This window comes from Micromonospora sp. M61, assembly GCF_018070245.1.
Classification (GTDB): domain Bacteria; phylum Actinomycetota; class Actinomycetes; order Mycobacteriales; family Micromonosporaceae; genus Micromonospora; species Micromonospora zamorensis.
In genome coordinates, this window is sequence record NZ_JAGPYA010000024.1 from 1 (window position 1) to 17,374 (window position 17,374).

A 17,374-nucleotide genomic window follows, 5' to 3' on the forward strand; every position below is an offset into this window, starting at 1 on the left:
CGGGGGCCGGCCCCGGCCTGTCCAGCCAGGACCGGCACGAGCGAACGTCACCGAATCGAGGGGTCTGTGGATACCGCGGAGCTGCCAGCGGCGCGGCCGGCGGCACCCGCCCGGCGAGCCGCCGCACTGCGCCGGGCTCTCCGTGAGCTGGGGCTCGTCGCCGCTCTGTTTCTCATCTACAAGGCGGCTCGGGTGGCGGGAGCCGACCGGGTGTCGACCGCTGTGGGAAACGGGGAGTGGATCTGGCGGTTGGAGCGCCTGTTCCACCTGCCCGACGAGGCCGCCTTCCAACGCCCGGTGCTCTCCCACGAGCTGTTGGTGCACCTGGCCAACGGCTACTACGCGTACGTGCACTTCCCCGCCACGGTCCTCTGTCTGATCTGGCTGTACGTACGACACCCCGTGCGTTATCTCTGGACGCGTCGAATGCTCGCCGGGCTCACCGCGGCCGCACTGGCGCTGCACTTCCTGGTCCCGCTGGCACCGCCGCGACTGACCGCCCTGACCGGCATGGTGGACACCGGCAGCCGTTACGGGCCCGCCGTCTACGGCCCACCCGACACGGACGCGTTGAGCAACCAGTACGCCGCCATGCCCTCCCTGCACGTCGGCTGGGCCCTCGCCGTGGCCGTCGCGCTCATCGCGGTGACCGGCGGGCGCCTGCGGTGGCTGTGGCTGGCGCACCCGCTCGCCACCCTGCTGGTGGTGGTGACCACTGGCAACCACTACTGGCTCGACGGCATCGTCGCGGCCGTGCTGCTCGCCATCGTCTGCCTGGTGCTGCCCAGGCCCCGCGCCGGCGACCAGCCCACCCACCCGCCGACGCGGCGCCCGGGCGGATGGCCCCGCCAACGCGTACCGGCTCCGCAGGCGCCGCCCGGTCACCCAGCCGGGCGAGCCGACGCTGGTGACGTCGTCCGAACGCCCTGACCGTTGGTGTGCTCGTCAGCCGGTCGGCTCCGGTTCACGTGCCTGCCAGCTCAGGCGGTCGCGGTGCAGCCGTTGCACGGCTGCCCGGCCGAACGTGAACGGTATGGCACCCAGGGCGACCAGTCCCAGGACGCCCGATCCGGTCACGTCGAAGACGGCGCTCACGTCGCCGAACAGTTGGGCGACTGCCTGGAAGGCCACGTGGAAGCCGATGCCCGCCCAGATGTCGCCGGTGGCGACCCGGAAGCCACCCAGGAGCAGAGCGAAGACGAAGAACAGCAGCAGTCTGTCGGGGGAGGTGGCGGCGCCGACCAGAAACCCGAACAGGGTGAACAACACGGACTGCCCGAGGACGGCCTGCCAGGCCGGTAACCGGGTGGCGAGGTTGCGCTGAAGGTAGCCGCGGAAGACGAGCTCTTCCGGCAGCGCCTCGTACAGGAAGACGAGGACGACCAGCAGCGCCGCCACGCCCAGGGCGTGCGCCGCTGAGGTGCGCAGGCGGATCTCGACCCAACCGAAGCCGAGGCAGAGCGCGAACCCCGCCGCGGCGGGGATGAGCCAGCAGGCCATGCCGAGCAGCAGTCGTCGCCAACCGGTGCGCAGGGAGGGCAACCCGAGACCGGTCCAGGGGCGACGGTCGAGCAGGCGACGGGCGGCCACCACCAGGGGTACGACGAGCACCGTCGTGAGGATGGCCCTGGCCTCATGGGTCGGGCGGTCGTAGTCGCCATCGAGAAGAGCCCCGACAAGCAGCCACACCAGCACAGCGCCGACGGACACGACGAGGACCCGCCAGGGCAGGGCGAGACGAGGTCCGGCGCTCACCACGCGCAGCGTAGCCAGCGGTGGCAAGGGCGACCGGTCAGCGACCGAGGACGAGGTAGGCGAGGCCGAGAACGCCGCGATAGCCGTCGACGTACTCGCGCAGGCGGTCGTCGAGTTCTGCGCGGACATCGACCGCCCGGGGGTCCTCCGGGTAGCTGAGCAGCCACTCCTGGCGGCCCGCCAGCCAGGTGGATTCGAAATCGTCCCACTCCCGTTGGTCGGCGGTGCTCAGGTGCAGCACCCGCCATCCCCGCTCACGGGCGGCCTCGACGAGTCTCGGCAGATCCGTGACCTCCGCTCCGAAGGTCTGCTCGACCGCCGGCGTGGGGGGACGTTCCCAGTACGCCTCACCGAACAGCAGCCTTCCGCCGGGCCGGACCACCCTGGCGAGGGCGTCGAGGGCGGCGTCGGTGCCACCGAAGGCATGCGCCGAGCCGATGCAGAGGACTCGGTCGGCGGGCTCCTGCCAGGCCGCCGCTTCGCCCATCACGAAGGCGACGTGCCGGTTCAGGGACCGCCCCGCGGCCAGCCGCCGCCCCCGGGCGAGGGCAGCGTCGTCGGTGTCGACGCCGACGCCCCTCGTCGCGACCGGGCCGGACACGCCTCCGGCGGCGACCGCCCGCAGCAGCAGCTCACCCCAACCGCAGCCGAGGTCGAGCACGCGCGCGCCCGGGCGGACGTCGAGTCGTTGCAGCAGCAACGCCGCGTGCTCCTGCGACAGCGGAGTGTTCCAGCGCATCCGGGCGTAGCGGCTGGCGGCGAGGTGGTCGGTTGACTGCATGCGTTGAGGGTGTCAAGGCGTGATCGTCGGCGTGCGCCGGGTCCGACACTCCGGCGTACGGCAGGATCGGTCAGATGGGCGCGGAGCAGGCGGGGCCGTTTCGGCGGCCGACCCCGCAGGAGGTGGCGGCGGCGGCCGGCCGGGGTCTCGCGGACGTGATCGGCCCCGGCCTGCGGGTGCTGTTCTGTGGCTTCAACCCGGGCCTCTATTCCGCCGCCGTGGGGTTGCCCTTCGCCCGTAAGGGCAGCCGGTTCTGGCCGGCCCTGCACGGCGGCGGCTTCACCGACCGGGAGCTGCACCCGTGGGAACACGACGAGCTGCTGCGCCAGGGCCTTGGCATCACCAGCCTGAGCAACCGGGCCACCGCCCGCGCCGACGAACTGACGTCGGCGGAGCTGGTGGCCGGCGTGACGGGGTTGGCGGTGAAGGCGCAGCGGTACCGGCCGCGGTGGGTGGCCATCCTCGGGGTGACCGCGTACCGGATCGCCTTCGTCCGACCCCGGGCCGGGCTGGGTCCGCAGCCGGACCGGCTGGGCCCGGCCCGGCTCTGGGTGCTGCCCAACCCCAGTGGTCTGAACGCGCACTTTCCGCTGCCGGCGTTGACCGCCGAGTTCGGCAAGCTGCGCCAGGAGATCGACGGTTAGGCGTGCGGGGTGGACGCCTCGGCGACCAGCGCCTGGTAGTAGGGCTGCATCCTGGGGTGGTAGTCGTCGAACTGGGGGAGGGGAGAGCCGTCCCGGGAGGCGACCAGCATGTCCAGGTAGTACTCCCAGCCGGCGCCGACCTCGGCGATGCCCTCCACGCTGCTGAGGTGCTGGACGAACCGCAGCTCGGTGGTGCCGTCGGTCTCGGTCAACACCATCTCCAGCAGCCAGGTCCCGTAGCTGTCGATCATCGACACGGCGAGGCGTCGCTCTGGTTCGCACGCGTCGATGCGCACGTCACACCAGGGCTGCTGCTCCTCGTACGCCATCTGGACCTGGATGGTCCGTCCGGGCGCGGCGTCGCCCTTCCAGGGGCCGAACCAGCGGGCCGTGCGCTCCGACTCGGTCAGGCTGGCCCAGACGTCCGTCGCCGGGGCGCGGAACGTCCGGGTCAGGACGAGATCGTGGCCGGTGGCGGTGCGAAAAAGGCGTCCGGCGGGTGTACGGATCATGCCGTGTGCTCCCTTCGGTGCTCCGCCGGGCCGCGGCTGCGGCGCTCTCGGCGGGTGCGATAGACCTCGGTCTCCAACGCGTCGAGGTGCCGCTCCCACCGGTCGGGGGCCGCGAGTGCGGCGAGCCAGTCCACCAGCGGGGCGAGCGGGCGCGGATCGAATCGGTAGATCCTCTGTCGGCCGACCATCTCGTCGTGCACCAGACCGCTCTCGCGCAGCAGCCGCAGGTGGCGGCTGATCGCGGGTCGGCTGATCACGAATCGCTGGGCGATGTCGCCCGCGGACAACGGCTCGTCGCGCAGCAGGGTCAGGATGTGCCGTCGTACCGGATCCGCGATCGCGGTGGCCACCTCGTTCACCTGGGAAGCGTAACCTATCGGTTACAGATTAACGTGGTGAAGGCCACGGACGGCCGCATTTCGCCGCGTCGATGGTGGGCACATGATCACTTGACCTGGCACTCTGTAAGGCATGGCCGCCCTCCTTCGCTCCCGCTTGACCGACTGGACGTTTGTCGTACCTGTGCTCGCCGTCCTGATATTGATGGTCACCTGGGGGCGGAGCCTGCCTGGGCCCGTCATCGTGGTTGTCGCGGTGCTGCTGGGCGGCGCGGTGCTCGCGGCCGTGCACCACGCGGAGGTGGTCGCCCACCGGGTGGGGGAGCCGTACGGGTCCTTGGTGCTCGCCGTCGCGGTCACCGTGATCGAGGTGGCCCTGATCGTCACGCTCATGATCAGCGGGCCGGAGAAGACCCAGTCGCTCGCCCGCGACACGGTCTTCGCCGCCGTAATGATCACCTGTAACGGGATACTCGGCCTGTCCCTGCTGCTCGGGGCGCTGCGCCGCCGAGTCGCCGTGTTCAACCCGGAGGGCACCGGTGGTGCGCTGGCCACCGTGATCACCCTGGCCACCCTGAGTCTGGTCATCCCCAGCTTCACCACGGCCCGCCCCGGCCCGGAGTTCAGCCCGGCCCAACTCGTCTTCGCCGCCGTCGCGTCGCTGGCCCTGTACGGGCTGTTCGTGCTCGTGCAGACCGGCCGGCACCGCGACTACTTCCTGCCGGTCGACAGCCGGGGCAAGGTCATCGAGACGGAGGAGCACGCCAAGCCGCCCACGACCCGCGCCGCGCTGGTGAGCCTGGGCCTGCTGTTGGTGGCGCTGGTCGCGGTGGTCGGCGACGCCAAGACGGTCTCCCCGACCATCGAGGCCGGGGTCGCGGCGGCGAACCTGCCGCACGCGTTTGTCGGCGTGATCATCGCCCTGCTGGTGCTGCTGCCGGAGACCCTGGCCGCCGCCCGCGCCGCCCGCCGCGACCGCGTCCAGACCAGCCTGAACCTCGCGCTCGGCTCCGCGATGGCCAGCATCGGCCTGACCATCCCGGCCATCGCGATCGCCTCGATCTGGTTGGACGGCCCGCTGCTGCTCGGCCTCGGCGGCACCCAGCTCACGCTGCTCGCGCTGACCGCCGTGACCGCGGTGCTGACCGTCGTGCCGGGTCGGGCCAACGTGCTGCAGGGTGGCGTACACCTGGTGTTGATGGCCGCCTTCGTCTTCCTGGCCGCGAGCCCCTGACCGTCACACGCTGCCGCCCGCGAGGCGGTCCGCGCGGGCGTTCAGGTAGCGCTGCTGCGCCAGGTTCGTCGACCGGGACGCCGCCATCCGGTACGCCTCCCGCGCCGCGACCCGCTCACCGACCAGCTCCCACAGGTGGGCGCGGGCGGCCGGCAGCCGTGGGTCGTCGGCCAGTCGTGGATCGTCGGCCAGGTCGGCGAGCAGCGCCAGGCCAGCCGACGGACCGCGGCTCATCGCCACCGCCACCGCGTGGTTGAGCGCCACCACCGGGTTGTCGGACATGCCGAGCAGCACCTCGTACAGGGCGGTGATCTGCGGCCAGTCGGTCGCCGCCGCGCTGGGCGCCTCGTCGTGCACCGCCGCGATGGCCGCCTGGAGCTGGTAGGGCCCGACGACCCCGCGCGGCAGCGCCCCGGTGATCAGCTCGACCCCCTCGGCGATCTGGTCGGCCCGCCACCGGCTCCGGTCCTGCTCGGCCATCGGCACCAGCTCGCCGTGCGGCCCGAGCCGGGCCGGAGCGCGGGCGTCGGTGAGCAGCATCAACGCGAGCAGCCCGGTGACCTCGGGATCGTTGGGCAGCAGCCGGTGCACCAGGCGGGTCAGCCGGATCGCCTCGGCGGTCAGGTCGGCGCGCAGCAACCCGGGGCCGGCCGTGCGCGCGTACGCCTCCGTGAAGATCAGGTAGAGCACGTGCAGCACGGCGGCGAGCCGGTCCGCGCGCTCCGGGCCGGTCGGCGGCGCGAACCGCAGTCCACTGTCGCGGATCCGTTGCTTTCCCCGGCTGATCCGCCGGGTCATCGTCGCCTCCGGCACCAGGAACGCACGTGCCACCTCGGCGGTGCTCAGCCCGCCCACGGCGCGCAGCGTGAGCGCGATCTGCGACGCCGGCGACAGCGCCGGGTGGCAGCACAGGAAGAGCAGGATGAGCGTGTCGTCCGCGTCAGCCGTCGGCTGGTCAGCCGCCGGAGCGCGCCACTGCTCCGGCAGCACCCACCGCGCCACCGTGTCCTCCCGCCGCCTGCGGGCCTGCTCCCTGCGCAGCAGGTCGGTCAGCCGGCGGGACGCGACGGTGATCAACCAGCCGCGCGGGTTGTCCGGTACGCCGTCGCGCGGCCAACCGCCCGCCGCCGCGATCAGCGCCTCCTGCACCGCGTCCTCCGCGGTGTCGAAATGCCCGTAGCGACGTACCAGCGCGCCGAGGACCTGCGGCGCCAGCTCGCGCAGCAGGTCCTCGACAGGTGTCTGGGCCACCGGTCAGCCGGCCAGGTCCTCGATGCCCTCCAGCACCGGCCGCACGTCCACGTACCCGCCGGGGGCGTTGGGGTCGACCAGACCGGCGGCGATCTCGGTGGCGCGGTCGAAGCTGGCGCACTCCACGATCGTGTAACCCGCCAGGACCTCCTGCGTCTCCGGGTACGGCCCGTCGGTGACCACGGGTGCGCCCTCGCGTACCTGCACCCGGTGCGCGTGCACGGGCTCGCTCAAGCCCTGGGCGTCGACCAGCTCCCCGGACTCGGCCAGCGCCTGGTGGAACGTCTCCATGTGCTGGTGCATCGCCGCGATCTGCTCGGCCGACATCGCGGGCCGGTCGGAAGCCCGCCCCGACAACACGTCGTAGTCCTGCTGCGATCCGTAGAGCAGAATCATGTACTTCACGGGTGCTCCCTCCTGTTGGCTGGTGCCGCCGCGGCACCGCCTCACCAGAAACGTCGAACCCAACCCCCAACCCCGGACACCCGCCCCACCGCCAACCCCACCACCCCACCCCGACCCGCCCCGGTGATCAAGAGCTTTGCGTCACGACACGCCGGGCGGGCTGACGCAAAGCTCTTGATCACCAGCGCGGAGCAACAGGGACAGTCAACGGGTGGTGGTTGGGGGTTAGCTTGGCGGGATGGGGACTGTGTGGGTGGTGCTGGGGATCGTTGTGGTGGTGGCTGGCTCCGCGTTCGGGGTTGTGGTTTGGCGGGGGCGGGGGACCCGGGTCGGTGGGGTTGGGGGCGACGAGCCGGTGGCTGGGCGGGACGCCCGGGTGCGGCAGCAGCGGTACGAGGCCGAGCGGCACGGCGACCAGGGTGGCACCTGGCAGCGCGGTCGCGAGTCGGGTGGTTGAGCGGCACTGCCCGTAGGACCCGCCCGTTGGAGCCGCCGCCCGTAAAGCCCGCCGCCCGTCGAGCCCGCCCCGTGAACCGTCCGGCCGCGCCGCGCGTGAAACCGGTGACGGGGCGTTTCGGTCGCATCGTCGGGGTACTACCACCGCGAGCACCGAATGTCTGGGGAGGCACAGTGGGCACACGGTCGAGGCGCGATGCCCGGGGTCCGGTGGCCGCCCTGCTGATCGCCGCGCTGGTGTCACTCGCCTGCGCGGGCGGCGGGCTGGCCGAACCGGAGGGTGAGCGTCCCGCCCCGGGCCGGTCGCAGGCATCCCCGGGGCCGAGCACCACCCGGGCCGACAGCACCACCAGCGTCGCCGAGTTCGAGCAGGACGTCGCCGACGCGCAGGAGATCGCCGAGCGCTACTGGGCGGCCCAGTTCAAGGAGTCCGGGCAGCGGTTCCAACCCATCCGAAGGATCACCCCCTACCAGCGGGCGGGCGAGGTGTCCTGCGGTGGTCAGCCGTTGCCCCGCAACAACGCCGTCTACTGCTCGCAGGGCGACTTCATCGCGTACGACGTCGCCTGGTCGGTGGCGGCGTTCCGCCAGGTCGGCGACGCGTTCGTGTTCTACCTGCTCGGCCACGAGTACGCGCACGGCATCCAGGTGCGCCTCGGCATCAACTACAGCTTCACCATCCAGCAGGAGCTGCAGGCCGACTGCATGGCCGGGGCGTACCTCGGCGACTCGGTGCGTGCCGGCGCGCTGACCCTGGCCGAAGGCGACCTGGACGAGTTCCGCGAGGGGGTGGCGGCGGTCGGCGACGACCCCGACCAACCGTGGTTCGCGGAGGGCTCGCACGGCACCGCCGAGCAGCGCACCGACTCGTTCTTCCGCGGCTACGAGCGCTCACTGGAGGCCTGCGACCTGGGCTGAACGGGTTGCCCGGATCACGTCGGCACCCGTCGCGGCCGTCGGCGGTGGCTCGGCCTGGCAGGATCGCCGATGTCGGCCACGACCCTGGAGGATCCGCTGAGCAGCCATCACCCCGCCGCCGTGCTCTTCGACATGGACGGCACGCTGGTCGACAGCGAGAAGCTGTGGGACGTCGCGCTGCAGGAACTCGCCCAGGAGTACGGCGGGGAGCTGTCCGAGGACGCCCGCCGCTCGATCGTCGGCACCGCCATGGCCGAGTCGATGCGCATCCTGCATGACGACCTGGGGCAGCCCGAACGGGATCCGGAGATCAGCGGGGCGTGGATCAACGCGCGGATCCTGGAGCTGTTCCGCACCGGACTGCCCTGGCGGCCCGGCGCGTTCGAGCTGCTGCGCGCGGTCCGCGCGGCGGGAATCCCCACCGCGCTGGTCACCTCCAGCCCTCGGGCGCTGGTCGAGATCGCCCTGGACACTCTGGGTCGGGACAACTTCGACACGGTGGTCGCCGGTGACGAGGTGGTGGCGGCCAAGCCGCACCCGGAGCCCTACCTGACCGCGGCGCGGCTGCTGGGTGTGCCGATCGAGCGTTGTGTGGCGATCGAGGACTCGGCGACCGGGGTGGCCAGCGCGCTCGCGTCCGGCGCGGCGGTGCTGGCCGTACCGGCGGAGGTGGCGCTCGCGAGCACTGTCGGCGTACGCCAGACGGAGAGCCTGACCGGCGTGGACCTGGAGTTTCTCGCGGCGTTGCTGGCCGACCGGGCCGCGGCGACCGGCTGACGGGTCGACCCGGGTCACGGGCGTTCGGCGAAGACCGCCCCGACCACCTGGTAACTGTCGAACGCTCTCGCGGCCCCCGCGTACGCGGCCAGGTGGATGAACACCTCGACGATCTCTTCCTTGGTCACGCCCGAGCTCAACGCGATGCGCAGCTGGCCCCGCAGCGGCTCGTGGGTGCCGAGGGTGGCGGCGACCGCCACCGAGACGAGGCAGCGGCTGCGCAGGTCCAGGCCCTCCCGGGGCCATGCCTCGCCGAAGGTTTGCACGGTGGCGAGACGACGGAAGTCGTGCCCGACCGGCGGTTCGCCCTCGCCGAGCGGCAGCACCAGTGGCTGACCGAGGAGCCGCTCGGCGTTGTCGAGTGCCCGCTGGTACGCGTCCTGATCGGTCATGTCACCGGCCCCCGCTCACCGCCGTGGTCGCTGGCGGGCCGGTGCCCTGCCGGCACCACCAGCCTGGCAGTCGATCGCTGGCGGCCGCTGTCGAATCGGTCAGTCCGCGACGGCCGATGCCCCCGATCGCCAGGCGACCGGGGGCATCCATGGTGCCGATCAGTCGTGGGCGATGGCGCCCAGGACGTTGATCCGGGCCGCCCGGATGGCCGGCAGCACCGCAGCCACCACCCCGATGATCGCGGCGAGGCCGAGGAAGACACCCATCTGCCCCCAGGGGAGGATCAGGTCGGTGATGCCCTCGTCCTTGAGTGCCTCGACCACCGCGGCGCCGAGGCCGGTGCCGACCACCACGCCCAGCAACGCGCCGAACACGGAGATCACCACCGCCTCCACCGTGATCATGCCCATCGTCTGGCCGCGGCGCAGGCCGATCGCCCGCAGCAGACCCAGCTCGCGGGTCCGCTCCAGCACCGACAGCGCCAGGGTGTTGATGATGCCGAGCACGGCGATGATGATGGCCAGGGCCAACAGGATCTGGATCATCGTGAGCAGGCCGTCGAGCGAACTCGTCTGCTGCTCGATGAACGCGTCCCGGTCGGCCACCGACACCTCGGGGCTGTCCGCGAGAAGCGCCTCCACCTGCGGCTGCACGTCGGACACCCGCGCGCCCGGGGCGAGCTGGATGAAGCCCTGGATGGGCTGCGGGATGGCGAAGTCCTTCGCCGCGGCCGGCGGCAGCGTCACCGGGTTGGTCAGCTGCGACGACTCGTAGATGCCGCTGACCGTGTACGTGCGGACCTCACCGCGGGTCAGCTGCACGTTCACCGTCGACCCCACCGACCAGCCACGGGACGTGGCGGTGTCCGAGCTGGCCAGCATCTGGGTCGGCCCGAGCCGGTCGATGTCACCGGCGGTGGCCTTCGCGCCGAAGATCTGCCGCAGCGACGCGATGTCGCTGCTCGCCGCGACCCAGGTGCTCTCGCCGTCGACCCTCGCCATGTCGCCGTACTCGCCGTCGACCAGTTGCACGCCGGGCAGAGCCTTCGCCTTGTCCAACACGCCCGGGTCGAAGCTCGGCGGACGCGGACCGCCCTGCTGCCCGGAGATCACCAGCTGGGCCTTGATGGTGTCCTGGGCGAGCGCGCTGATGCTGCCCTTGGCCGAGTCGAGGATCACCGTGACGCCGGTGACCAGCGCGATGCCGACCATCAGCGCCGCGGCGGTGATCGCCGTACGGCGCGGGTTGCGCCCGGAGTTGAGCCGGCCCAGCTTGCCCGGCACCGACCAGGAGAAGATCGCCCCGAGCAGGCTCACCACCGGCCGGCTGATCAGCGGGGTCAGCAGCGCCACCCCGATGAAGGCGAACAGCACCCCACCGAGGATGGTGGCCAGGGTCTGACCGCCGGCGTTGCCGCTGAGCCCGAGGAACAGCAGCACCGCGCCGATGCCGGTGACCACCGACCCGGTCACGGTGATCTTGGTCAACGGTCGGTCCGGCGTGGCCACGTCCTGCATCGCCGCGATCGGCGGGATCCGCGATGCCCGCAGCGCCGGCAGCAGCGCCGCCACCACAGTGATGACCAGCCCCACGGCGAACGACCCGATCACCGCAGCCGCCGGCACACCGATCCCGGCCAGGGTCAGGCCGCCGGCCAGCTTGCCGAACAGGAACGCCAGCAGCGCGCCCACCCCGATGCCGGCACCGAGGCCGAGCACCGAGGCGATCAGACCGACCGCGATGGCCTCCAGCACCACCGAACCGATGATCTGCCGCCCACTGGCCCCGATGGCGCGCATCAGCGCCAACTCGCGGGTGCGCTGGGCCACGATGATCGAGAAGGTGTTGAGGATCAGGAACGTGCCCACCAGCAATGCCACCGCGGCGAAGCCGAGCAGAATCTTGTTGAAGAAGGACAGGCCCTCCTTCAGGCTGGCCGAGGCGTCAGCGGCCACCTGCTCGCCGGTCTTCACGTCGAAGTCCGCGCCCAGGGTGCGGGCCACGTCGTCGCGCAGCTTCTCGTCGGAGACCCCGTTGGCGGCGTTCACGGTGATGCTGCTGAACGTGTCCGGCTCGCCCAGCATCAGCCGCTGCGCCACCGGGGTTGTGAAGAAGACCTCGTTGACCCCGCCGATGGAGTCCCGGTCACCGCTGTAACCGGCGATGCCGACCAGGGTGAAGTCCCGCTTCTTCGACTCGAACGCGGTGAGCACGCCGACCTTCTGGCCGACCTGCACCTTCGCCGTGGTGGCCAGGGACTTGTTGATGACGATCTCGTCCTCGGCCTGCGGCGCGCGGCCCTCGCGCAGCTGCAGCAGGTCGCTCTCACCGGTCCAGTTCTCGCCCAGCTGCGGCGGACCGAACGAGCTGACGACCTTGCCGTTGCTGCCGATCACCCGCGCGCCGTCGGCGTTCACGATGCCCGTGGCCGAGGCCACGCCCGGCACCTGCTTCACCCGGTCCACCAGGGCGGCCGGCAGGGGAGCGGAGGTCTGCTCGCCCTCCATCTCGTTGAGCTCCACCTTCGGCTTCGCCGCGACGTTCACGTCGATCTCGGAGAAGCCGTCGGCGAAGACCGAGTCGAAGGAGCGGCCCAGCGTGTCGGTGAGCACGAAGGCGCCGGACACGAACATGACCCCGAGCACGACCGCCAGCCCGGACAGGATCAGCCGGACCTTGCGGGCCAGCAGACTCTTCAGTGTCGCCCGGAACATCAGTTGCCCACCTCAGCCGGAGTGTCCAGCTTCTTCATGGTGTCCAGCACCGTCTCGGCGGTCGGCTCGATCAGCTCCGAGACGATCTCCCCGTCGGCGAGGAAGACCACCCGGTCGGCGTACGCGGCGGCGGTCGGGTCGTGGGTGACCATGACGATGGTCTGGCCGTGCTCGCGCACCGAATTACGCAGGAAGCCGAGCACCTCCGCGCCGGAGCGCGAGTCCAGGTTGCCGGTCGGTTCGTCCGCGAAGATCACCTCCGGGCGGGAGACCAGGGCCCGCGCGCACGCCACCCGCTGCTGCTGCCCGCCGGAGAGCTGCGCCGGCCGGTGGTCCAGCCGGTCCCGCAGACCGACGGTGTTGATCACCGTGTCGTACCAGGCCGGGTCCGGCTTGCGCCCGGCGATCGACAGCGGCAGCAGGATGTTCTCCTTCGCGGTCAGGGTGGGCAGCAGGTTGAACTGCTGGAAGATGAACCCGACCTTGTCGCGGCGCAGCTTCGTCAGACCCGCGTCACCCAGCCCGGTCACGGTCGTCTCACCGATCTGCACCGTCCCCCGGGTCACCGAGTCCAGGCCGGCCAGGCAGTGCATCAGCGTCGACTTGCCGGACCCCGACGGCCCCATGATCGCGGTGAAGCGGCCACGTTCGAACTCCGCGCTGACCCCCCGCAGCGCGATGACCTGAGCCTCGCCGCTGCCGTACACCTTCCACACGTCGTTCGCCCGGGCCGCGGCCTGCGCCTGCTGGCCTACCGTCGCGGTCACGTCATCTACCTCTTCCGTCTGTCCGAAAATGCACGCCGCCCCCCGATGGTCCGGCGCGACTAGTTCAATCATCGGTGCTGCTCACGCCCGCCCCGTCCGCCCAGGGGCTGACCCGGAGCGGATATTCCGCTGCGGGTGCACCCCCATGCCGGATCAGGGTTGCCCCTGACCCGGCGACCGGTCGAGCGTGTTTCCAGCTGGCGAAACCCCCCGCCGGCTCCGACTGTGTCCCCTCACGTCACAGGAGGGTCAACCGCGCCGGGCCGTCTCCGGTCACGGTAGGTGACGGAGGCAACGGCGGCCGTCACCCCACGGTGGGATCTTCGAGTACGCCGGGTGAGGTAGTCGGGCCGCCGGCGGCTACGCCCTGGGGCGGACCAAGCCCGACTCGTACGCCAGCACGACGGCCTGCACCCGGTCGCGCAGCCGCAGCTTGGTCAGCACATGCCCGACGTGGGTCTTGATGGTGGTTTCGCTGACCGACAGCACCGCCGCGATCTCGGCGTTGGACAGCCCTCGGGCGACCTGCACCAGCACCTCGCGTTCCCGGTCGGTGAGCGCGTCGAGCGCCGCCGACGGCGTCGCCGCCGGGTCGGGCAGCAACTCGGCGAACCGGTCCAGCAGTCGCCGCAGGATGCGGGGAGCCACCACCGCGTCCCCACCGGCGACCGTGCGGATCGCCGCGATCAACTCCTCGGCGGGCACGTCCTTGGCCAGGAACCCGCTGGCGCCCGCACGCAACGCGCCCACCACGTACTCGTCCAGGTCGAAGGTGGTCAGCACCAGCACCCGCACCGGGAGTCGGGCGTCGACGATCGCCCGGGTCGCGGCCACCCCGTCCATCCGGGGCATCCGGATGTCCATCAGGACGACGTCGGGCAGCAGCCGGCGGGACAGCTCCACCGCCTCCACGCCGTCACCGGCCTCCGCCACCACGTGCAGGTCGCCCTCGGCGCCCAGCACCATCCGGAACCCGGTACGCAGCAGCGGCTGGTCGTCGGCGAGCAGGATCCGCACCGGCCGCCCCGGGGTCGCCTGTTCGGTCATCTCGCCTCCTGTCCGGCCTGCCGCACCCGGTCATCCTCGCGTACGTCGGCGGGTGCGTCGCGGATCACCGTAGAGGCCGGCCGGTCGCCCTGTCCCGACCGCAGCGGCACCGCTGCGGTCGGGTCCCCAACCGATCGGCGCGGCTCGCCCACCGACCCGAGGAGGCGATCAGCGTCGCCGGAGCCGGACCGACCTCACCGCGACGCGGGGGGCGGCTGTCACTCGTCGGCGCCCGGCACCACCGGAACCGATCGGGAGTCGCGCAACGGGTCGGCACTCGCCGCCGCGACCGGGAACGGCGGCGGAGTGCCACCGAAGGTGGGACAGAGCGCCTGGTGGCTGCACCAGTCGCACAGCTTGCTCGGCCGAGGCCGGAAGTCCTGCCGGGCGGTGGCCTGCTCGATGGCCCGCCACAGGGCCACCACCGTGCGCTCGAAGCGGACCAGCTCGTCGGCGTCCGGCGTGTAGTCCAACACCTCGGCGTCGCGCAGGTAGAGCAGCCGCAGCACCCGGGGCACCACCCCCCGGGTGCGCCACAGCACCAGGGCGTAGAACTTGAGCTGGAACAGCGCCCGCGCCTCGAACGCCTCCCGAGGAGCGCCGCCGGTCTTGTAGTCGACCACCCGCAGCGCCCCGTCCGGGGCGACGTCGAGCCGGTCGAGGTAACCCCGGATCAGCAACTCGTCGTCGACCACCGCCGAGATCAGGCTCTCCCGCTCGGCCGGCTCCAACCGGGTCGGGTCCTCCACGGCGAAGTAACCCTCCAGCAGCCCGGCGGCCGAGCGGAGGAACTCCACCGGGTCGGCCGGCTCCGCGCCGTCGAACACCCCGGCCAGCTCCGGCTGCTCGGTGACCAGCCGGTCCCACTGTGGGGCCACCAGATCGCCAGCTGCCGCCGGTGTACGGCCCTGCGCGGGCAGGTCGAACAGGCGCTCCAGCACCGCGTGCACCAGCGTGCCCCGGGCCTGCTCCATGGTGGTGCGCTCGGGCAGCCGGTCGATGCTGCGGAACCGGTAGAGCAGCGGGCAGGTCTTGAAATCCGCCGCACGCGACGGCGACAGCGAGGCTCGCACCGTCGGCGGCGCCTGCGCCGGGGTGGAAGGTTGGGGAGTGGTGACCGGTTCCGCCGTCATGTCGGCAAAGGTTAGGGCACCGGTGTGACACCGACCGCCGCCCGCCCCACACAGCAACGGTCCGTAGCATCGTGGCGATGGAGCAGACATCCCGGCCGCCGCGCCGACCCGACCGGCGCCCCGGCCTGAACGTCGGCCGGGTGTTCGGGGTGCCGCTGCACCTCAACGTCTCCATGGTCCTGTTCGCGGTGCTCATCGCCGTGCTGTACGCCGAGTTCGCCCGCCGGCAGCTGGACCTGCCGCAGATCAGCGGCTATCTGATCGGCTTCGGCTTCGTGGTGTCACTGCTCGGGTCGGTGCTGCTGCACGAGCTGGGTCACGCCCTCACCGCCCGGCGGTACGGCATCGGTGTGCGCGGAATCACCCTGGAACTGCTCGGCGGCTACACCGAGATGGACCGGGACGCCCCGTCCCCCCGCGTCGACCTGCTGGTGTCCCTGGCCGGCCCCGCGGTCTCCGCGGTGCTCGGCGTCCTCGCGGTCGCCGCCACGCTCGCCCTGCCCCAGGGGACCGTGGCCCACCAGCTCGCCTTCCAGCTCGCGGTCAGCAACGTCATCGTCGCGCTGTTCAACAGCCTGCCCGGGCTGCCGCTCGACGGTGGCCGGGCGCTGCGCGCCGCGGTGTGGGGGCTGACCCGCGACCGGCACCTCGGCACCGAGGTCGCCGGCTGGGCCGGCCGCGTCGTCGCCGTCGGCACCACGGTCGTGGTCCTGCTGCTCACCGTCACCGACCGCCTGGCGCCGCTGGCGCTGCCGCTGATGCTGCTGGTCGCCGTCACACTCTGGCGCGGCGCCGGCCAGTCGATCCGGGCCGCCCGGGTCAGCCGCCGGTTCCCGCTGATCGACCTGTCGCGCCTGGCCCGCCCGGTCTGGCCGGTGAGCACCGGCACGCCCCTGGCCGAGGCGCAGCGCCGACGCGCCGACGCCGCTCAACCCGGCGCCGCCCTGCTGGTCACCGACTCCACCGGCCGACCGGTGGCGCTGGTCGACCCGGCCGCCGCCGAGGCGGTCCCCGTCGAGCGCCGGCCGTGGCTGGCGGTGGACGCCGTGGCCAGGTCCCTGGGCACACTTCCCACGCTCACCCTCGGGTGGGACGGCGAGCGGGTGATGGAGGCCGTACAGACCCACCCGGGCGCGCAGTACGTGGTGACGTCAGGCGAAGATGTCGTCGGCATTCTGCACATCGCGGACCTGGCACAGCTCCTCGAACCCAACCGGAAGATGACACCGTGACCGCAACTCCCTCCACCGTCCCCGCCACCCCGGCGCTGACACCCGTGCACCGAGGGCCGTTCCGGCCCGGCGACCGGGTCCAGTTGACCGACCCCAAGGGGCGGATGCACACCGTGACGCTGGAGCCGGGCAAGGAGTTCCACACCCACCGCGGCATCCTGGCGCACGACACGCTGATCGGGCTCCCCGACGGCAGTGTGGTGACCACCGCCGGTGGCGGCACCGCGTTCCTGGCCCTGCGGCCACTCCTGTCGGACTACGTGCTGTCCATGCCGCGCGGCGCGCAGGTGATCTACCCGAAGGACTCGGCGCAGATCGTCGCGATGGGTGACATCTTCCCCGGCGCGAAGGTCCTCGAGGCCGGCGCCGGCTCCGGCGCGCTGAGCTGCTCCCTGCTGCGCGCCGTCGGCACCGAGGGTGAGCTGCACTCGTTCGAGCTGCGCGACGACTTCGCCCAGATCGCCAAGCGCAACGTCGAGGCGTTCTTCAACGGGCCGCACCCGTCGTGGAATCTGCACGTCGGCGACGTAGCGCAGTGCCAGGAGACCGGCTTCGACCGGATCATCCTGGACATGCTGACCCCCTGGGAGACCCTCGACATGGTCGAGCGGGCTCTGGTGCCCGGCGGGGTGTTCATCGGCTACGTCGCCACCACGCCGCAGCTCTCCGAGCTGGTGGAGGCGCTGCGCGAGCGCGGCGGCTGGACCGAGCCGCGCGCCTGGGAGTCCCTGGTCCGCGACTGGCACGCCGAGGGTCTCGCCGTCCGCCCGGACCACCGGATGATCGCGCACACCGCGTTCCTGGTGTCCGCGCGCAAGCTCGCCCCGGGGGTGACCGCGCCGCCGCGTCGGCGCAAGCCCAGCAAGGGCAACGAGGCGTACGCGCAGCGCCGCCAGGACCTGCGTGAGGCGGAGGCGGCCCGACAGGCCGCCGCCGCCCAGGCGGCCGGTGCGCAGCCCGACGGTACGGGGGAGATGGACAGGCCGTGACCATCGAGCTGGGCGTGGGCACCGCCGA

General features: G+C 72.1%; 19 protein-coding genes. 8 read left to right on the forward strand and 11 right to left on the reverse strand.

Going from position 1 to position 17,374, the window contains the following annotated elements; genetic code table 11:
- Positions 1–66: 66 nt before the first annotated feature.
- Entirely contained in the window at positions 67–930 is an 864-nt protein-coding gene (locus KBX34_RS15755) for a phosphatase PAP2 family protein (protein WP_307871409.1), read from the forward strand.
- 15 nt (positions 931–945) lie between these two features.
- Here KBX34_RS15755 and KBX34_RS15760 read toward each other — a convergent pair whose 3' ends face one another.
- Together KBX34_RS15760 and KBX34_RS15765 are read right to left on the reverse strand one after the other, a co-directional pair.
- Positions 946–1,755, reverse strand: a complete 810-nt coding sequence (locus KBX34_RS15760; RefSeq protein ID WP_210925594.1) for a CPBP family intramembrane glutamic endopeptidase — start codon at positions 1,753–1,755, stop codon at positions 946–948.
- Between the two features lie 37 nt (positions 1,756–1,792).
- A complete protein-coding gene (locus KBX34_RS15765) occupies positions 1,793–2,536 on the reverse strand; it encodes a cyclopropane-fatty-acyl-phospholipid synthase family protein (RefSeq protein ID WP_210925596.1) in 744 nt (247 codons plus the stop codon).
- A 74-nt stretch (positions 2,537–2,610) separates the two neighbouring features.
- Here KBX34_RS15765 and mug point away from each other — a divergent pair, with 74 nt between their 5' ends.
- Positions 2,611–3,180 (forward strand): G/U mismatch-specific DNA glycosylase, encoded by a 570-nt coding sequence (gene mug, locus KBX34_RS15770; RefSeq protein WP_210925598.1) that lies wholly within the window; start codon positions 2,611–2,613, stop codon positions 3,178–3,180.
- Here mug and KBX34_RS15775 read toward each other — a convergent pair.
- Both KBX34_RS15775 and KBX34_RS15780 read right to left on the reverse strand, forming a co-directional pair.
- Positions 3,177–3,692 carry an SRPBCC family protein gene (locus tag KBX34_RS15775; RefSeq protein ID WP_210925600.1) on the reverse strand — a complete coding sequence of 172 codons (516 nt, stop codon included), beginning with the start codon at positions 3,690–3,692 and terminating at the stop codon, positions 3,177–3,179. The genes mug and KBX34_RS15775 overlap by 4 nt on opposite strands.
- The gene (locus KBX34_RS15780; protein WP_172862031.1) at positions 3,689–4,051 is read right to left on the reverse strand and encodes a metalloregulator ArsR/SmtB family transcription factor; all 363 of its coding nucleotides are present in this window, start codon (positions 4,049–4,051) and stop codon (positions 3,689–3,691) included. The genes KBX34_RS15775 and KBX34_RS15780 overlap by 4 nt, the downstream gene beginning before the upstream one ends.
- A 112-nt stretch (positions 4,052–4,163) precedes the next feature.
- Between KBX34_RS15780 and KBX34_RS15785 the strand changes: the two genes are divergently transcribed.
- The gene (locus KBX34_RS15785) at positions 4,164–5,264 is read left to right on the forward strand and encodes a calcium:proton antiporter (protein WP_210925602.1); all 1,101 of its coding nucleotides are present in this window, start codon (positions 4,164–4,166) and stop codon (positions 5,262–5,264) included.
- Between the two features lie 3 nt (positions 5,265–5,267).
- Here the strand turns inward: KBX34_RS15785 and KBX34_RS15790 are convergent, their stop codons facing one another.
- Together KBX34_RS15790 and KBX34_RS15795 are read right to left on the reverse strand one after the other, a co-directional pair.
- Positions 5,268–6,515 (reverse strand): RNA polymerase sigma factor, encoded by a 1,248-nt coding sequence (locus KBX34_RS15790; protein WP_210925604.1) that lies wholly within the window; start codon positions 6,513–6,515, stop codon positions 5,268–5,270.
- Between the two features lie 3 nt (positions 6,516–6,518).
- Positions 6,519–6,911: a YciI family protein gene (locus KBX34_RS15795; protein WP_247671874.1), complete on the reverse strand. Its 393-nt coding sequence runs from the start codon at positions 6,909–6,911 to the stop codon at positions 6,519–6,521.
- Positions 6,912–7,158: 247 nt separating this feature from the next.
- Between KBX34_RS15795 and KBX34_RS15800 the strand changes: the two genes are divergently transcribed.
- The 3 genes from KBX34_RS15800 (at position 7,159) to KBX34_RS15810 (ending at position 9,071) form a co-directional block, all read left to right on the forward strand.
- Positions 7,159–7,377, forward strand: coding sequence for a hypothetical protein (locus tag KBX34_RS15800; RefSeq protein ID WP_210794097.1), 219 nt, complete (start codon positions 7,159–7,161; stop codon positions 7,375–7,377).
- A gap of 173 nt (positions 7,378–7,550) precedes the next feature.
- Positions 7,551–8,294 carry a neutral zinc metallopeptidase gene (locus KBX34_RS15805; RefSeq protein WP_210794096.1) on the forward strand — a complete coding sequence of 248 codons (744 nt, stop codon included), beginning with the start codon at positions 7,551–7,553 and terminating at the stop codon, positions 8,292–8,294.
- Between the two features lie 120 nt (positions 8,295–8,414).
- Positions 8,415–9,071: an HAD family phosphatase gene (locus KBX34_RS15810; protein WP_099857432.1), complete on the forward strand. Its 657-nt coding sequence runs from the start codon at positions 8,415–8,417 to the stop codon at positions 9,069–9,071.
- Between the two features lie 14 nt (positions 9,072–9,085).
- Here the strand turns inward: KBX34_RS15810 and KBX34_RS15815 are convergent, their stop codons facing one another.
- From KBX34_RS15815 to KBX34_RS15835, 5 genes are all read right to left on the reverse strand, one after another.
- On the reverse strand, positions 9,086–9,463 hold the full coding sequence (locus KBX34_RS15815; protein ID WP_088948100.1) for a carboxymuconolactone decarboxylase family protein: 378 nt from the start codon (positions 9,461–9,463) through the stop codon (positions 9,086–9,088).
- A gap of 159 nt (positions 9,464–9,622) precedes the next feature.
- Positions 9,623–12,178: an ABC transporter permease gene (locus KBX34_RS15820; RefSeq protein ID WP_210925608.1), complete on the reverse strand. Its 2,556-nt coding sequence runs from the start codon at positions 12,176–12,178 to the stop codon at positions 9,623–9,625.
- Positions 12,178–12,945: an ABC transporter ATP-binding protein gene (locus KBX34_RS15825; protein ID WP_088948102.1), complete on the reverse strand. Its 768-nt coding sequence runs from the start codon at positions 12,943–12,945 to the stop codon at positions 12,178–12,180. The genes KBX34_RS15820 and KBX34_RS15825 overlap by 1 nt, the downstream gene beginning before the upstream one ends.
- A gap of 360 nt (positions 12,946–13,305) precedes the next feature.
- A complete protein-coding gene (locus KBX34_RS15830; RefSeq protein ID WP_210794094.1) occupies positions 13,306–13,992 on the reverse strand; it encodes a response regulator transcription factor in 687 nt (228 codons plus the stop codon).
- Between the two features lie 218 nt (positions 13,993–14,210).
- Entirely contained in the window at positions 14,211–15,125 is a 915-nt protein-coding gene (locus tag KBX34_RS15835; RefSeq protein WP_088948104.1) for a PD-(D/E)XK nuclease family protein, read from the reverse strand.
- Between the two features lie 140 nt (positions 15,126–15,265).
- Between KBX34_RS15835 and KBX34_RS15840 the strand changes: the two genes are divergently transcribed.
- Positions 15,266–16,357, forward strand: a complete 1,092-nt coding sequence (locus tag KBX34_RS15840; RefSeq protein WP_374223690.1) for a M50 family metallopeptidase — start codon at positions 15,266–15,268, stop codon at positions 16,355–16,357.
- Complete coding sequence (locus KBX34_RS15845; RefSeq protein WP_088948106.1) at positions 16,354–17,346, forward strand: tRNA (adenine-N1)-methyltransferase; 993 nt, start codon at positions 16,354–16,356, stop codon at positions 17,344–17,346. Before KBX34_RS15840 ends, KBX34_RS15845 begins: the two co-directional genes overlap by 4 nt.
- The last annotated feature ends 28 nt before the right edge of the window (positions 17,347–17,374 follow it).

What these genes read in the sequence shown, in the direction of transcription:
- KBX34_RS15765 (WP_210925596.1), bottom strand. Translation starts at nt 2,536, where the DNA reads ATGCAGTCAACCGACCACCTCGCCGCCAGCCGCTACGCCCGGATGCGC.
- mug (WP_210925598.1), top strand. Translation starts at nt 2,611, where the DNA reads ATGGGCGCGGAGCAGGCGGGGCCGTTTCGGCGGCCGACCCCGCAGGAG.
- KBX34_RS15775 (WP_210925600.1), bottom strand. Translation starts at nt 3,692, where the DNA reads ATGATCCGTACACCCGCCGGACGCCTTTTTCGCACCGCCACCGGCCAC.
- KBX34_RS15785 (WP_210925602.1), top strand. Translation starts at nt 4,164, where the DNA reads ATGGCCGCCCTCCTTCGCTCCCGCTTGACCGACTGGACGTTTGTCGTA.
- KBX34_RS15795 (WP_247671874.1), bottom strand. Translation starts at nt 6,911, where the DNA reads ATGATTCTGCTCTACGGATCGCAGCAGGACTACGACGTGTTGTCGGGG.
- KBX34_RS15800 (WP_210794097.1), top strand. Translation starts at nt 7,159, where the DNA reads ATGGGGACTGTGTGGGTGGTGCTGGGGATCGTTGTGGTGGTGGCTGGC.
- KBX34_RS15815 (WP_088948100.1), bottom strand. Translation starts at nt 9,463, where the DNA reads ATGACCGATCAGGACGCGTACCAGCGGGCACTCGACAACGCCGAGCGG.
- KBX34_RS15820 (WP_210925608.1), bottom strand. Translation starts at nt 12,178, where the DNA reads ATGTTCCGGGCGACACTGAAGAGTCTGCTGGCCCGCAAGGTCCGGCTG.
- KBX34_RS15830 (WP_210794094.1), bottom strand. Translation starts at nt 13,992, where the DNA reads ATGACCGAACAGGCGACCCCGGGGCGGCCGGTGCGGATCCTGCTCGCC.
- KBX34_RS15835 (WP_088948104.1), bottom strand. Translation starts at nt 15,125, where the DNA reads ATGACGGCGGAACCGGTCACCACTCCCCAACCTTCCACCCCGGCGCAG.